Origin of the sequence: Amaricoccus solimangrovi (assembly GCF_006385685.1) — a bacterium.
In the GTDB taxonomy this organism is placed as follows: Bacteria; Pseudomonadota; Alphaproteobacteria; order Rhodobacterales; family Rhodobacteraceae; genus Amaricoccus; species Amaricoccus solimangrovi.
Map to the genome: position 1 here is coordinate 58,988 of NZ_VFRP01000012.1, position 14,531 is coordinate 73,518.

Annotated in this window: 12 protein-coding genes; 4 read left to right on the forward strand and 8 right to left on the reverse strand. The window is 75.3% G+C overall.

Annotation, left to right across the window (positions count from 1 at the left end; all coding sequences use genetic code 11):
- Positions 1-2: 2 nt before the first annotated feature.
- Together FJM51_RS13115 and FJM51_RS13120 are read left to right on the forward strand one after the other, a co-directional pair.
- On the forward strand, positions 3-1,790 hold the full coding sequence (locus FJM51_RS13115) for a sensor histidine kinase (protein ID WP_140454597.1): 1,788 nt from the start codon (positions 3-5) through the stop codon (positions 1,788-1,790).
- Entirely contained in the window at positions 1,787-3,115 is a 1,329-nt protein-coding gene (locus tag FJM51_RS13120; protein ID WP_140454598.1) for a sigma-54-dependent transcriptional regulator, read from the forward strand. Before FJM51_RS13115 ends, FJM51_RS13120 begins: the two co-directional genes overlap by 4 nt.
- Here FJM51_RS13120 and FJM51_RS13125 read toward each other — a convergent pair.
- The 8 genes from FJM51_RS13125 to FJM51_RS13160 are packed head-to-tail and all read right to left on the reverse strand — an operon-like array spanning position 3,079 to position 12,366.
- Positions 3,079-4,308: a glycosyltransferase family 4 protein gene (locus tag FJM51_RS13125; protein ID WP_140454599.1), complete on the reverse strand. Its 1,230-nt coding sequence runs from the start codon at positions 4,306-4,308 to the stop codon at positions 3,079-3,081. The genes FJM51_RS13120 and FJM51_RS13125 overlap by 37 nt on opposite strands.
- Positions 4,305-5,273 carry a hypothetical protein gene (locus tag FJM51_RS13130; RefSeq protein ID WP_140454600.1) on the reverse strand — a complete coding sequence of 323 codons (969 nt, stop codon included), beginning with the start codon at positions 5,271-5,273 and terminating at the stop codon, positions 4,305-4,307. Before FJM51_RS13130 ends, FJM51_RS13125 begins: the two co-directional genes overlap by 4 nt.
- Entirely contained in the window at positions 5,270-6,553 is a 1,284-nt protein-coding gene (locus FJM51_RS13135) for a hypothetical protein (protein ID WP_140454601.1), read from the reverse strand. The genes FJM51_RS13130 and FJM51_RS13135 overlap by 4 nt, the downstream gene beginning before the upstream one ends.
- Positions 6,543-8,210, reverse strand: coding sequence for a hypothetical protein (locus tag FJM51_RS13140; protein WP_140454602.1), 1,668 nt, complete (start codon positions 8,208-8,210; stop codon positions 6,543-6,545). Before FJM51_RS13140 ends, FJM51_RS13135 begins: the two co-directional genes overlap by 11 nt.
- A gap of 28 nt (positions 8,211-8,238) precedes the next feature.
- Entirely contained in the window at positions 8,239-9,192 is a 954-nt protein-coding gene (locus FJM51_RS13145) for a GDP-L-fucose synthase family protein (protein WP_210240282.1), read from the reverse strand.
- 4 nt (positions 9,193-9,196) lie between these two features.
- Positions 9,197-10,297, reverse strand: coding sequence for a GDP-mannose 4,6-dehydratase (gene gmd, locus FJM51_RS13150; RefSeq protein WP_140454604.1), 1,101 nt, complete (start codon positions 10,295-10,297; stop codon positions 9,197-9,199).
- A 30-nt stretch (positions 10,298-10,327) separates the two neighbouring features.
- Positions 10,328-11,161: a WecB/TagA/CpsF family glycosyltransferase gene (locus FJM51_RS13155; RefSeq protein ID WP_140454605.1), complete on the reverse strand. Its 834-nt coding sequence runs from the start codon at positions 11,159-11,161 to the stop codon at positions 10,328-10,330.
- Positions 11,158-12,366, reverse strand: coding sequence for a polysaccharide biosynthesis/export family protein (locus tag FJM51_RS13160; protein ID WP_181164548.1), 1,209 nt, complete (start codon positions 12,364-12,366; stop codon positions 11,158-11,160). The genes FJM51_RS13155 and FJM51_RS13160 overlap by 4 nt, the downstream gene beginning before the upstream one ends.
- Before the next feature lie 306 nt (positions 12,367-12,672).
- Here FJM51_RS13160 and FJM51_RS24805 point away from each other — a divergent pair, with 306 nt between their 5' ends.
- Together FJM51_RS24805 and FJM51_RS23775 are read left to right on the forward strand one after the other, a co-directional pair.
- Complete coding sequence (locus FJM51_RS24805) at positions 12,673-13,209, forward strand: DapH/DapD/GlmU-related protein (protein ID WP_140454607.1); 537 nt, start codon at positions 12,673-12,675, stop codon at positions 13,207-13,209.
- Positions 13,206-14,513, forward strand: a complete 1,308-nt coding sequence (locus FJM51_RS23775; protein ID WP_181164549.1) for a hypothetical protein — start codon at positions 13,206-13,208, stop codon at positions 14,511-14,513. The genes FJM51_RS24805 and FJM51_RS23775 overlap by 4 nt, the downstream gene beginning before the upstream one ends.
- Positions 14,514-14,531 lie beyond the last annotated feature (18 nt).

Consider the following 14,531-nt stretch of genomic DNA (forward strand, 5'->3'; position numbering starts at 1 on the left):
CGATGGACGATCCCGTTCCGCCCGCGGCATCCGCCGCGCCTTCGCGCCGGAAGGTCCGGCTCGCGCTTCTCCTCGGGCTTCTCGCCGTGATCGGCCTCGCCCTGCTCGCGGCGCGGATCGCCGGGGAGCGGGCGGCGGCGGCCGAGCTCGGGCGGGTGGCGGCGGCGCTGCCGCTCGCCTCGAGCGCGCTGACCGGCGTGGTCGAGAAGCAGCGCGTCGTCCCGGTCGTGCTCGCCCGCGATCCGGAGGTGCGCGCGGCGCTGGCGGAGGGGGCCGGCCGGGCGGAGCTCGATGCCAAGCTCGCCGCGATCGCGACGGAATCGGGCGCCTCGGTCATCTATGTGATCGGGCGCGACGGCGTGGCGATCTCGGCGAGCAACGCGGGGCGGCCGGACAGTTTCGTCGGCGCCGACTACGGGTTCCGCGCCTATTTCACGCGGGCGCTGCGCGAGGGAGCGGCGGCGCAATACGCGCTCGGCACGGTGAGCGGGCGGCCGGGGCTCTATCTCTCGCACCGGGTCGAGGGGCCGGCCGGGCCGCTCGGCGTCGTCGTGGTGAAGGTCGAGTTCGACGAGCTCGAGGCGCGCTGGCGCGAGAGCGGGCTCGTCGCGCTGGTGATCGACGAGCGCGGCGTCGTGCTCGCGACCAGCGCGCCGGAACGGCGCTTCACCGCGACGCGCGAGCTTGGCGATCCGGCCGAGGCGCGGCGGGCGCTGCAACTGGGCGCGGCGCCGATCCCGGTGGTGCCGATCGACTGGACGGGCGAGGGTTTCGCCCGGCTCGACGGGCGGATCCATGCGAGCGCGGCGGGGCCGGTGACCGAGGCGGGGCTCCGCTGGCGGCTGATGCTCTTCGCGCCGGTCGCCGGCGGGATCGCGGCCGCGGCCTGGAACGCGGCGCTGACGACGCTGCTCGCCGGGCTCCTGCTCGTCGCGGGCGCCTACGCGCTCTGGCGGCGGCGGCGGCGCGCGGCGGAGCGGGCGCGGGCGCTCGCGGAGATGAACGCGGAACTGGAGCGGCGGGTGGCGGCGCGGACCGAGGAGCTGCGCGCCGAGATCGCGGAGCGCGAGGGCGCGGAGAACCGCGCGCGGCGGCTGCGCGAGGAACTGGCGCAGGCGAACCGGCTCTCGATCCTCGGCCAGATCGCGGCCGGGGTCGCGCACGAGATCAACCAGCCGCTCGCCGCGATCCGCGCCTATGCCGATACCGGGGCGCGGTTCGCGGCGCTCGGGAACGCCGAGGAGGCGCGCGGGAATTTCGGCGCCATCGCGAAGGTGACGGAGCGGATCGGCGCGATCACCGCGCAGTTGCGCGGCTTCGCCCGCCGCGGCGCGGCGGAGGAGCGGCGCGTCGGCGTGGAGGAGGCGATCGAGGGCGCGCTGGCGCTCCTCTCGGGCCGGATCCGCGAGGCGGGGGTGGAGATCCGGAGGGGACCGCTCAGCGGCGCGGCGGTGCGCGCGGGCCGGATCCGCCTCGAGCAGATCCTCGTCAACCTGCTCGGCAATGCGCTCGACGCGCTGCGGGGGCGGGAGGCGCCCCAGATCCGGATCGCGGTGGCGGAGGGGCCGGAGACGGTCTCGATCTCGATCCGCGACAACGGCCCCGGAATCGGCGCGGCGGCGCGGGAGACGCTGTTCCTGCCCTTCAACACGACGAAGGAGACGGGGCTCGGCCTCGGCCTCGTGATCTCGGGCGACCTCGCGCGCGAATTCGGCGGCGAGCTTCGGCTCGATCCGGAGGACGGGACGCTGGGCGCCTCGTTCACGCTGGAGCTGAGGAGGGTGGAATGACGCAGCCGATCCTGCTGGTGGAGGACGACGCGGACCTGCGCGCGGCGACGCGGCAGATGCTGGCGCTGGCGGGGTTCGATGTCCGCGCCTTCGAGGCGGCGGAGCCGGCGCTCGCGGCGCTCGGCGCGGATTTCGAGGGGCCGGTCATCACCGACATCCGGATGCCCAGGATGAGCGGGCTCCAGCTCTTCGACCAGGTGAGGGCGCTCGATCCCGACCTGCCGGTGATCCTCGTGACCGGGCATGGCGACATCGACCTCGCGGTGGCGGCGCTGAAGGAGGGGGCCTACGACTTCATCCCGAAGCCCTTCGACGCGGAGCGGCTTCTGGGCGCGGCGCGGCGGGCGGCGGAAAAGCGGCGGCTGGTGCTCGAGAACCGGCGGCTGCGCGCGGCCGCGGCGGCGGCGCCCGACGAGGTGCCGCTGCTCGGCGACGCGCCCGCGATGCGGCGGCTGCGCGAGACGATTCGGGGCGTGGCGGCGATGGACGTCGACGTGCTGATCCTCGGCGAGACCGGCTCGGGCAAGGAGGTAGTGGCGCGGCTGCTGCACCACTGGAGCGGCCGGGCGAAGCATCATTTCGTCGCGCTCAACTGCGGCGCGCTGCCCGAGAGCGTGCTCGAGAGCGAGCTCTTCGGCCACGAGGCGGGCGCCTTCACCGGCGCGCAGAAGCGGCGGGTCGGGCGGATCGAGCACGCGCACAGGGGGACGCTCTTCCTCGACGAGATCGAATCCTGCGCGCCCGCGACGCAGGTGAAGCTGCTCCGGGTGCTCGAGACGCGCGAGGTGGAACCGCTCGGCACCAACGAGCGGCGCGCGCTCGACCTGCGCGTGGTCGCGGCGACCAAGGTCGATCTCGGCGATCCCGCGGCGCGGGGGAGCTTCCGCGAGGATCTCTACTACCGGCTGAACGTCGTCACGCTGCGCATCCCGCCGCTTCGGGAGCGCAGGGAGGACGCGCCGCTGCTCTTCGCGCATTTCGCCCAGGCCGCGGCGGCGCGGTTCGGGCGGCCGGCGCCGGAGATCGGCCCCGCCATCGCCGCGCGGCTCGCCACGCACGACTGGCCGGGGAATGTGCGCGAACTCGCCCATTACGCCGACCGCGTGGTGCTGGGCGTCGAGCCGCCGGAGGCGCCTCCGGCGGCGGCGGGTCCGACGCTGCCCGAACGGGTGGAACGGTTCGAGGCGGAGGAGATCCGCGCCGCGCTCCGCGCGAGCGGCGGCGATCCGAGGGCGACGATGGAAAGCCTCGGCCTGCCGAAGAAGACCTTCTACGACAAGCTGCGCCGCTACGGCATCGCCCGCGCCGATTTCGCCGAGGGCTGAGCGGGCGAGGCCGCGTCGATCAGCCCGGCGAAGCGGGCGGCGCGGCTGTCCCAGGTGTGATGCGCGCGGATATTGGCGAGCGCCGCGCGCGACGCGGCGGCGTAGGTTTCGGCATCGGTCAACCGGATCAGCGCCTCCGCGAAGCCGCCGATGACGGCTTCCGGCGGGCCGACCGGCACGAGCAGGCCGCCGCCCGGGGGCAGGATCTCCGCGGCGCCCTGATGGTCGAGCGCCACGACCGGAATGCCCGCCGCCAGCGCCTCCAGCACCACGTTGCCGGAGGTGTCCTGAAGGCTCGTGAAGGCGAGCACATCCGCCGCGGCATAGACGTCGCCGATCGCGGCGAAGGGGATCTCGCCCCGGACGGCGAGGCCGGGGATATCCAGGGCGGCGGCGCGGATCTCCGCGAGGAGCGGGCCGGCCCCGATCATCGTGAAGGCGAAGTCGCCGGGCCGGGCGATGGAGAGCGCGCGCGCGACGCCGAGGAGCAGCCCCGGCGCCTTGCGCGGCTCGAACCGGCCGACCCAGAGCACGCGGAGGGGATCCCGCGCCTGCCGGGGCGTCGCGGCCGGCGGGTCGATCGCCGTCTCCAGCATCCGCCGGACGCGGCCGGACCGCGCGAGCGGCGCGAGCCGGGCCTCCGTCTCGGCGTTGGCGGCGAGCACCAGCGTGGCGCGGGCGAGGGCGAGGCGGACGAAGGGATTGAAGCGCAGCCCCGCCTTCATCCGCGCGCGCCAGACCTGGCGCCGCCAGCCCGCGCCGTAGAAGGCGGCGAGGGCGCGGGGCGGCGTCTGGCCGCCCCCGGCCGGCCCCCAGAGGAACCGGGGCCCCGGGATCGCCCAGAGCAGTCCGGGGAAATCGACCGCGTTGTAGGTGACGTGATGGATGTCGGTGATCCGCTCCCGCCGGACGATCCAGGCCGCGTAGGGCAGGACCGCGATCTGCCAGAGGATGTAATAGAGCTTCATCAGCCGGTGGCGGTGGTCGAGCCCGGCGAGGAAGGGCAGGTCGAAGAAGCGGAACTCGAGCCCGTCGCCCGCGTGGGGCGCGAGCGCGGCGCGGTGGTGGCGGCGGGTCAGCACGATGCGCGCGTGCCCGGCATGAACGCGCCGCGCCCAGTGCCAGCCGACATAGGGTTCCGATCCCGCTCGCGGGTCGCAGGCGAAGCAGGAGAGCAGGAAGCGGCGGCTCATGGCGCGGGTGCCGGGTGGAACGGGTCGCGCAGCCGGAGCCGCCGCGTCGCCGCGTGATAGCGCGCCTTGGCCCGCTCGCCGCGCTCGAATTCCTCCGGGGAGATGGTCACGAAGGGCTCGACCGGCGTCGGGGCGAGGCGGGGGGCGCCCGGGCGCGGGATGCCGCGCCGGGCGGCCTCGGCCAGCCAGTCCTTGGCTCCCGAACTGGCATGGAAGCACTTGAGCCGGTGGGCGCGTTCGAGCCGGAGCAGGCCGGGTCCGCCGAGCCCGGCGAGCATCAGGAGCCGCTTTCCCGCCGACCGCTCCCAGCAGGCCCAGGCGCGGGGCGAGAGATAGCCGCCGCCGATCCGCGCCGCGATCATCGCCCAGAGGATCGATTCGACATGAGCGACGCGCGGCAGGCTCTCGCCGCCGATCCGGGCGATGGCCTCCTCGATCCAGTCCCAGGGCAGGGGGCCGTGCTGGGCCACGCCGATGTCGGTGTGATGGACGAGCGCGTAGCCGGCGCGGAAGGCGGCGCGGACCACCTCCGCCGGCAGCAGGCAGTGGCGGCGCTGGCGCATCAGCAGGAGCCGGCCGGGCGGCGCCGGTTCGAAGGTGAAGGGGTTCGGGAACACGAGATCCGGGTCGAGCACGACGATCTCCGCGCCCGGCGCGGCGAAGAGCGTCGGGTCGGTGATCTTGCGCCAGCAGGGGTGGCCCCGGCGGAAGGCGCGGAGCGCCGGATGCGCGCGAAAGGCCGCCTCGGCGCGGGCGTCGCATTCGGCGGCGTCGTGGACCGCGCGCGGCGTGTCGGAGGGGAGCCGGGCCAGCAGCTCCGCGTAGGCGCGTTTCTCCGCCGGGCCGTCGGTCAGGATCGTGAAGCGGATCGGATCGCGGCAGTTCGCGAGCAGCGAGCCGATGGCGACTTCGGCGTAGCCGAGCGCGTCGCGGCCCGCCACCATGGTGATCGAGCGTCGGGTCAAGGGGCGGCCTCCGGTTCCGTTGTCCCTGTCTCTCCGGGAAAGTGTCGCGCGCGCGCCGACACCGCGGGAAGCGTGGCGAGCAGGCCCGCCGCGAGAAGCGCGGCGCCCCAGGCGGCGGCCTGGGCCGTGAGCACCCCCGCGACGCCATGGGGAAGCGCCGCGGGCAGCAGGGCCGCGAGGGTCGCGAGCGCGACGAGACTGGCCGCGAGCACCGCCCCGGTCCGCTCGCGCGCGCGCAGGTTCACGATGAAGGCCTGGGCCGCGACGAGGCAGGTCGCGCCGCAGCCCGCGATGGCGAGGAGCAGCGGCTCGATCCGGTAGTCCGGCCCGAGCAGGTGTGGCTCGGCCTTCGTCCAGGCGGCGACGGTGGCGAGCGTATAGGCCGCGCCGCCGCCGGCGAAGCCGAGGAGCGCGGTGATGGTGGTCATCGCATCCCCGCCGCCGGTCCTTGCGAAGCGGCGCAGCAGCAGCAGGCTCGCGACCGCGCTCGCCTGCGAGAGCGGCATGAAGACGAGCGCGAGCATGCGCAGTTGCGCCGCCGCCGCGAGGCCGAGCCAGAGCGGCGGGACGAGCAGCGGCCCGTTCGTCAGCGCCCAGTTCACCGCCTCGGCGCCGAGCGCCCAGCGGCCGTAGGCGAGGTGGCGCGCGCGCAGGTCCGCGGGCGGGGTCGCGCTCCCCGGCGGCCAGCTGAGCCGGCGGGCGAGGAAGGCGGAGGCGGCGACCGCGGCGAGGGCGGGGCCGAGGATCGCGGCGGCGGGGCCGAGCCCGCCGAGCGCGCGGGCGGCGCCGAGAAGGCCGAGCGTCGCGGCGGCGTGGATCAGCGTCGCGGCGAGCGAGAGGCCGGGCCGGCCGAGCGCGAAGGCGATCCGGCGCAGGAGCCAGAGGTAGAGGATCGGCGGCGCGGCGAGGGCGAAGGCGAGCAGCGCGGCCGCGACCGGCGCCGCGCCGCGCGCCAGCGCGAAGGCCGCCGGCGCCAGCCCCGCCGCGACGAGGCCGAGGCTGAACCGGATCGACCAGCGCCCGAGCAGCAGCCGGTGGTAGCGCGGCAGCGCGTCGCGGAGCCGGCCGGCGGAGAAGACCAGCATCGGTTCGATCACGCAGGTCTGGTGCGCGATCGCCGCGATCAGGAAGAAGGTGGAGGCGACGCTGTAGGCGCCGAAGGTCGCGGGCGTCACCGCGCGGGCGAGCAGGAGCTGGGTCGCGAGGCCGGTGAGGGCGAAGGCCGCCTGCTCGGCGAGGAGCATGAGCGGCGCCGCGCGGAGGATCCGCTCAGCCGTCATGCGCGGGCCCGGCGTGCGGCGTGTGGCGGCGGAGATCCCTGGCCGTGAGGTCGGTGAGCAGCACGCCGAGCAGGTTCCGCGTCAGCCCCGGCTCCTCGCGCAGGATGGCGCGGAGCGCGTGGGCGGGGGTCGCGCCCCAGCGGACGAGCGCCGCCCAGCCGTCGAGAAGCGGCAGGATCGCGCGGGTGAGGGCGGCTTCCTCCAGCGCGGGCAGGTCGACGAGGATGAAGTCGTAATCCGCGCGCCGGGCGGCGAGGAACCGGCCGAAGGCTTCCGCCTCGACATGGAGCGGCGCGCTGGCGCCGCGCGCGGGGAGAAAGGCGAGGCCTTCGCCGCCCGGGCCCTCTCCCCGGCGGGGTATCCAGGCGGACTCGGGCGCGGCGAGCAGGTCGCCGAGGCCGAGGCGGGCCTCGGGCGCGAAAGTGTCGCCGAGGCCTTCGCCGCGCAGGTCCGCGTCGATCAGCAGCGTCCGGCCGCCCTCCGCGGCGAGCAGCGCGGCGAGATTGGCGGCGGCGAGCGACTTGCCCTCGCCCGGCCGGGCCGAGCAGAGGCCGAGGGTGAGCGCCGCGCCGGGAACGCGGCGGCTCTCCGCGCGGGCGCGGAGGAAGCGCAGCGTCTCGGCGTAGCGGCAGCGCGGATGCGCGGCGGCGGCGCGCCAGACCGGATGCGCCGGATTGCCGGCGCGGCTGCGCACGGCGGGCAGGCGGGGCAGGTAGCCGAGGAAGGGCTGGCCGAGGCGGCGGCGGATCTCGTCGCCGGTCCGGAGCGTGTCGTCGAGATTTTCCCGCGCGAGCGCGAGCCCGCCGCCGCAGGCGAGGCCAAGGAAGAGGCCGAGGGTCAGGATCATGAAGGGTTTCGGCCCCTTGGGCTCCAGCGGGGGCGCCGCGTCGCTCAGGACGCTGGCGCGGAGTTCGCCCGGATCGGCGTCGTGATCGGCCGCGCGCAGCGCCGAGAGCGCGCCGGCATAGGCGGCGCGGTCGCTCTCGAGCAGCTGTTCGAGTTCTCCCCGCCGCATCATCGCCTCGTCGAACCCCCCCGGCGCGCGGGAGGCGGCGAGGATCTCGGCCTGGCGCGCGCCGAGGGCGGCGCGCAATTCGGCCACGCGCGCGCCGAGCGCCGCCCGGCGCGCGCCGGCGGCGGCGGCGGCGGCGGCCTCGCGCCGGGCGACGTAGCTCCGGGCGACCGCGTTGGCGAGCCGCGCGGCGCTTTCGGGGTCGGGGCCGGTCGCCTCGACGAGGAAGATGTGCGACTCCTCGAGCCGCGAGACCCGCACCCGGTCCCGCAGCGGATCCTCCTCCGCTTCGGCGAAGGGATGGTCGGGGCCGAGGCGGGCGAGCACCTCCCCGGCCAGTTCGCGCGAGCGCATCACCTCGAGCTCGCCGCGGAGCTCCGCGGCGGGGATCGTGCCGGGGCCGTCCGGCAGGCCGGCCGCGAGCGGCGCCGGGCGCCTCATCAGCACCAGCGCCCGGGCCTCGTAGGCGGGGCGGGCGAGGGCGAGCCAGAGGCTCGCGAGGCCGAGCCCGGCGAGCCCCGCGAGCGTGAGCCCGCGGGAATGGCGCGCCGCGATCATCGCGAGGCGCCGGAGGTTCGGCACGCCGTCGTCCGCCGGGGGCGGAAGCGGCTCCTCCGGCCGGTGGCGCGGGCTCATCGTGTTCACGGGGCGTCTCCCATCCGCCGCGCCGCGCTCAGGCGGGCGCCGCCTCCGCCTCGCGGTCGTACCAGTCGATCACCGCGCGGATCCCGTCCTCGAGCCCGATCCGGGGCCGCCAGCCGAGCGCGGCGAGCCGGGAGGTGTCGAGGAGCTTGCGGGGCGTTCCGTCGGGCTTCGTCGCGTCGAAGGCGAACTCGCCCTCCCAGCCGGTCAGCCGGCAGACGAGCGCGGCGAGGTCGCGGATCGCGATATCCGCGCCCGCGCCGATATTGACGGGCTCCGGTCCCGAGAAGGTCTTCATCAGATGCGTGAGCGCGTCGGCGCAGTCGTCCACGTGCAGGAATTCGCGCCGGGGCGTCCCGGTGCCCCAGAGCTCGATCCGCCGCGCGCCGGTGCGCCGCGCCTCGCGCGCCTTGCGGATCAGCGCGGGCAGGACGTGGCTGGTGGCGAGGTCGAAATCGTCGCCGGGACCGTAGAGATTGGTCGGCATCGCGGCGATGAAGTCGGCGCCGTGCTGCGCGCGGCAGGCCTGGCAGAGCCTGATCCCGGCGATCTTCGCCACCGCGTAGGCCTCGTTCGTCGGCTCGAGCGGGCCGGTCAGGAGCGCCTCCTCCGGGATCGGCTGGGGCGCGAGGCGGGGATAGACGCAGCTCGATCCCAGAAAGAGGAGCTTCTCCACGCCGACCGCGCGGGAGGCCTCGATCACGTTCGCGGCGATCATCAGGTTCCGGTAGAGGAAATCCGCCGGGGCCGTCGCATTGGCGAGAATGCCGCCGACGCGCGCCGCGGCGAGAAAGACCGCCTCGGGCCGCGCCCGGCGCAGGAACGCCTCGGTTTCCTCCTGCCGCGTCAGGTCCACGCCGGGACGCGGCGCGGTCAGGATCTCGCAATCCTCGCGCGCGAGGCGGCGGACGAGGGCGCTACCGACCATGCCGCGATGCCCGGCGACGAAGACGCGCTTGCCGGCGAGGCGATAGGGCGGCGTCATCGGCTCAGCCATTGGAGCGGCGGGCGAGGCGGACGACCTCCGCCGGTTCGGTGTCGAACGCGCCAAGTTCGGCGGCGACCATCTCCGCCACCAGATCCTCGAAGCGCACCGTATGGCGCCAGCCCAGCGTCTCGCGCGCCTTGTCCGGCGCGCCGAGCAGCAGGTCCACCTCCGTCGGGCGGAAGTAGCGCGGATCGACCGCGACGAGGCAGCGCCCGGCCGCGTCGTAGCCCCGCTCCTCGACCCCCTCGCCGCGCCACCGGATCGCGATCCCGACCTCGCGAAAGGCGAGTTCGACGAATTCGCGCACGCTGTGGCATTCCCCGGTCGCGAGCACGTAGTCTCCCGGGGTGTCCCGCCGCAGCATCAGCCACATGCCGCGCACGTAGTCCCGCGCATGCCCCCAGTCGCGCCGGGCGTCGAGATTGCCGAGGTGAAGCCGCTCCTGCCGGCCGCGCGAGATCGCCGCGACGGCGCGCGCGATCTTGCGGGTGACGAAGGTCTCGCCCCGGAGCGGGCTCTCGTGGTTGAAGAGGATCCCGTTCGAGGCGTGGATGCCATAGGCCTCGCGATAGTTCACCGTCATCCAGTAGGCGTAGAGCTTCGCCGCCGCGTAGGGGCTGCGCGGGCGGAAGGGGGTCGTCTCGCGCTGCGGCGTCTCCCGGACCGCGCCGTAGAGTTCCGAGGTCGAGGCCTGGTAGAACCGCGTCCTGCCCGCGAGACCGAGCAGCCGGATCGCCTCCAGCAGGCGCAGGGTGCCGAGCCCGTCGGCGTTGGCGGTGTATTCCGCCGTCTCGAAACTCACCTGCACATGGCTCTGCGCGCCGAGGTTGTAGATCTCGTCCGGCTGGACCTCCTGCACGACGCGGATCAGGTTGGTCGCGTCCGTCAGGTCGCCGAAATGGAGGATGAAGCGGGGGTCGCCCTCGTGCGGATCCTGGTAGAGATGCTCGATCCGCCCGGTGTTGAAGGAGGAGGAGCGGCGCTTCAGCCCGTGAACCACATAGCCCTTCGCGAGCAGGAATTCCGAGAGATAGGCGCCGTCCTGACCCGTCACCCCGGTGATCAGCGCGACTTTGGGTTGCTGGTCCACATCGATCTCCATGCTGGGGTCCGGGGCGGGCGGGGTTGACGTTCAGAGGCGGCGGGGCAGCGGCGCGCGCGGGCGGCGGAGCGCGGCCGCGCGCAGACCGAGCGCGAGGATGCCGAGGAAGGGGAGGATCGTGCCGGCGTAGCGGCGCAGGAGCCGGGGCTGCTGCGCGAGCCGCCAGAGCCATTCCCCGCCCGCGGCCTGGAGCGCCCGCGGCGCCCGGCTGATCCCGCCCGCGGCGTAGTCGAAGGCGGCGCCGACGCCGACGAAGGTCGCGGGCAGTTCCGCGACCGCCCGCGCCATCCATTTCTCCTGTTTCGGGCAGCCGAGCCCGACGAGGACGAAGCGGGGTCCGAAGGCCGAAAGCGCCGCCAGGATCTCCGGGCTCGGCCCCTCGCCCTCCGCGACATGGCCCGGCGCGATCATCAGCACGTCGCCGCGCCGCGCCTCCGGCAGGTCTCGGGCGAGGCGGGCCAGCACCGCCTCGCCGCCGCCGACGAGCGCGACGCGCAGGCCGGGGGCCGCGAGCATCGCCGCGAGAAGGTCGGGGCCGGTGATCCGGGGGACGCGGCCCCCGGTCAGGAGCGACAGGAGCCAGGCGACCGGCTGGCCGTCGCAGAGCGAGAAGGCCGCGCCCCGCATCGCCCTCGCGAGCGCCCGGTCGCGGCCGGCGGCGACGAGCATGTGGACGTTGCAGACGGTGATCATCCGCCCGCCCGCGGGGGCGGAGCGGAGAAGGTCGAGAAGCTCCGGCATGTCGCCGAGGAAGAAGCGCATCCCGGCCCGCGCCGCGCCGAGCGCGGCGTCGAGTTCGCACGCGGTCTCGCGCGTCCCGGGGGGCGCCCAGGCGGCCGCGGCGGGGAAGCTCCAGTCGGTCATTCGCGGTCTCCTCTGGCGGGATCGGGGGCGGGGGCGACATGGACGATGTCGCCCGGCCGCAGCGGCGCGTCCTCGCCCGGCGCGACGGCCAGGGCGGGGGCGGCGCCCCGGCTCACCTCGACGCGGAGCCGCGACGCGGCGCCGGCGCCCGCGACGCGGGCGAGCGTTTCCCCGGCCGCGGCGAGTTCGGCGCGGAGTCCCTCCAGCGCCGGCAGTTCGCCGGCGAGCGCCGCCGCCGCCTCCTCGCGGGCCTGGAGCGCGCGCTGGGCGCGGAGGTTGCCGAGCAGGCGCTGGTCGCGCGCGAGGCTGGCGAGACGGGCCTCGGTCTCCCATTGGCCGGAACGGGCGAAGAGCAGGCCGCGGCGCGACTCGGCGAGCCGCGCGGCGGTGATCGAACCGGCCTTGCCCGCCTCGCTCAGCCGGGCGAATTCGGCCGCGTCGGCCGCGGCCCCCTCGGTCTCGGCCGCGAGCTGGCGCGCGAGCGCGTCGTGCTCGGTCGCCGCGAGGCCCGCCGCCGCGTCGAGATAGGCGAGATCGGCCTGGCTCCGCGCCCGGCGGAGCGATCCGGTCAGCCGTTCGAGCGCGACCGGTTCCGGCGCGTCCCCGGCCTCGGGTTCGGGATCGGTCGCGGAATCGGGCTCGGGATCGGCCTCCGCCCGCAGCCGCGCGATCCGCGCCTCCGAGGCGCGGAGGCGGGCGCGGAGGCCGTCGATCCGGGCGCGGAGCTCGATCGTCCGGAGCGCGGGATCGCCGCTCTCGCCGGCGGGACCGATCCCGCCCGCGAGCGCGATCGCCTGGCGCGCCGTCAGGCCGGGCACGAAATCATGCGCGCCGGGGCGCCGTACCGCGCCATCCACATAGACGGGGCGATAGCCGCCGAGGCCCACGCTGACGAGGCTCGGATGGATGTGCTCGGCGCTGCTGAGCCCGTTCCCGCCGGTGACGGGCAGGGCGGCCATCGCGATGCGCGCGCGGATCTCCTCGGTGATCTCGGCGAGCGGCCGGCCGGCGGCGGGCAGCACGCCCGCGAGCGGCGCCACGATCTCGCCGTCGATGTCGACCGGCATGCGCGCGCGGATCTCGGCGCGTCCGGCGACATAGAGTTCGAGCACGTCGCCCGGCTGGAGCAGGTAGGATCCGGCGAGCGCGGGCGCGGCGAGGAGCGGCGCGGCGAGGAGGGCGGCGAGACGGAGGTGCGTGGCCATCGGTCCCTCCCTGTGGCGTGATCCGGCGCCGCTCAGGGCTAGAGGAGGAAGGTTAAGCCATCGTTTCGGGCGCGAAGCGGCGCGTCGGCTTCCTTTCCGATGCCCTGGCCGCCGGACCGCGCCTCTTATCGGCTTCTTAACGGTTTCGCCGCTGATCTGGCCCGGTCCGCGAAGGAATCCCCGTTGTGAAGCAAGGCCGCCCGCCCCGTCGTCCGCGAGAAGCCGCGCCGGTTGCCCGTCCGGGACACGTGGCCAGGCGGCGGACCATCGCGGCTCTCCCGTCGCGACGGCGGCGAGGCTGAGCGCATGATCCTTCCGGAGAGGGTGCGCGCCTTTGTCTGGCGCCGGCTGGCGGTGGGGGCGGGGGTCACGCTCGGGCCCCGCGTGCATGTCGGCCCCGGCTCCCGCCTCTGGGCGCCCCGGCGGCTCACGGTGGGCGAAGACAGCTACATCGGCCGCTGGTGCACGATCGAGGTCGACGGGAGCATCGGCCGGGGCGTCCTGATCGCGAACGCGGTCGGCATCGTCGGCCGGCGCGACCACGATTTCCGCTCGGTCGGCGTCCCGGTGCGCCGCGCGCCCTGGGTCGGCGATCCCGGGCGCGGCGGCCAGTCGGGCCGGGTCGAGATCGGCGACGACGTCTGGATCGGCTATGGCGCGGTGATCCTCTCCGGCGTCCGGATCGGCCGGGGCGCCGTCATCGCCGCGGGCGCGGTCGTCATCGACGATGTCGCGCCCTACGAGATCCGGGGCGGCGATCCCGCCCGGCGCCTCGGGATGCGCTTCGGGGCGGAGGAGATCGCCGCGCACGAGGCGGCGCTCGCCGCGCGCGGCTGGTCATGACCCCGGCGCTGCCCGGCCGGCTCTACCGCCCGCTCCTCCACCTCATGCTGGCGACGCTGGCCGCGGACATCATCCTGACGGGGGGCTTCATGCTGCTGCGCGTGCCCCCCGTGGGCCCGGGCGTGCCGGTCAACGAGATCGTGCTCGGCCTCGGCCTCGGCGCGCTGCTGCTCGGCGGCCGCGGGCTCGGCGGGATCGCGGAGACGCCCGCCTTCGCGGCGCTCTGCGCTCTCTGGGTGCTCGCGGCGGGCCATCTGATCCTCGACGTGCCGCGCCGCGGCGCCTGGGCGATCCGCGACGCGGCTAACATGATCGAGGGCGGGTTCTTCGTGATCGGCTTCGCGCTGGCGGAGGACGGGCGCTTCCGGCCGGCGCTGACGCGCTGGCTGAACGCGGTCTTCCCCGCCGCCGCCTGCTACGCGCTGCTCTATCCGTTCCAGGCCTGGCTCGTCCGGTTCTCGCCCAGCGTGGCGTCGATGTCGGGCTATGACGCGCCGCTCTTCTTCACCTTCGTCGACACCTCCTCGGTCGCGCTGACGGCGGTCTGCCACATCCTGCTCCGCGACCGCTGGCCGCCGCTCGCGCGGAGCCTCGTGGCGGGGCTCGTCGTGATGGTGCTGATCGCCTTCGCACAGACGCGGATCACCTATCCGCAGATCGTCTTCCTCGCCGCGCTGCTCGGCCTTTCCGCGCGCCGGGAACTCGCGCGGTTCGCGCGGGCGGGGGCCGTCGCCGCGCTCCTGCTGGCGCTCTTCCTCGCGAGCGGGGTCCATCTGCCGGGCCGGCTCGGCCAGACCGTCTCGCTCGATTTCCTGGTGAGCCACGTCCAGGCGACCTGGGGCGGGGGCGGCGCCAGCACGCGCGACGCCGCGGCGGGGGTGGATCTGCGCCTCGGCTGGTGGGCGGAGATCCACCGCGATCTCGCGCGAAGCCCCGCCGAATGGTTCCTCGGCCTCGGCTACGGCATGCCGCTGACCCCGTTTCGGGGCGTCAGCGACGACGTGGTGCGCGAGCCGCACAATTCCTACGTCTCGGTCTACGGCAGGCTCGGCTGCGTCGGGATCGCGCTCTTCCTCGCCTTCCTCGCGACGACCGCGGGCACGAGCGCGCGGCTGATCCGCCTCGCCCGCGGCGACGCCGAGTTTTCCGCCGCGGCGCTCACCATCGCCTGTTTCCTCGGGATGCATGCGATCTACGCGCTGGGGGAGGGCGGGATGGAGGTGAGCTTCGTCGCCGTGCCCTTCTACTTCCTCGCCGGCGCGCAGGCGGCCATGCTGCGCCGGGCGGAGCGCGAAGCGCCATGACGGCCGCGCCGGGAGGAT

Coding starts and splice junctions, on each gene's coding strand:
- FJM51_RS13155 (WP_140454605.1), bottom strand. CDS start 11,161: ATGACCGACTGGAGCTTCCCCGCCGCGGCCGCCTGGGCGCCCCCCGGG.
- FJM51_RS24805 (WP_140454607.1), top strand. CDS start 12,673: ATGATCCTTCCGGAGAGGGTGCGCGCCTTTGTCTGGCGCCGGCTGGCG.
- FJM51_RS13115 (WP_140454597.1), top strand. CDS start 3: ATGGACGATCCCGTTCCGCCCGCGGCATCCGCCGCGCCTTCGCGCCGG.
- FJM51_RS13135 (WP_140454601.1), bottom strand. CDS start 6,553: ATGACGGCTGAGCGGATCCTCCGCGCGGCGCCGCTCATGCTCCTCGCC.
- FJM51_RS13125 (WP_140454599.1), bottom strand. CDS start 4,308: ATGAGCCGCCGCTTCCTGCTCTCCTGCTTCGCCTGCGACCCGCGAGCG.
- gmd (WP_140454604.1), bottom strand. CDS start 10,297: ATGGAGATCGATGTGGACCAGCAACCCAAAGTCGCGCTGATCACCGGG.
- FJM51_RS13160 (WP_181164548.1), bottom strand. CDS start 12,366: ATGGCCACGCACCTCCGTCTCGCCGCCCTCCTCGCCGCGCCGCTCCTC.
- FJM51_RS23775 (WP_181164549.1), top strand. CDS start 13,206: ATGACCCCGGCGCTGCCCGGCCGGCTCTACCGCCCGCTCCTCCACCTC.
- FJM51_RS13145 (WP_210240282.1), bottom strand. CDS start 9,192: ATGACGCCGCCCTATCGCCTCGCCGGCAAGCGCGTCTTCGTCGCCGGG.
- FJM51_RS13120 (WP_140454598.1), top strand. CDS start 1,787: ATGACGCAGCCGATCCTGCTGGTGGAGGACGACGCGGACCTGCGCGCG.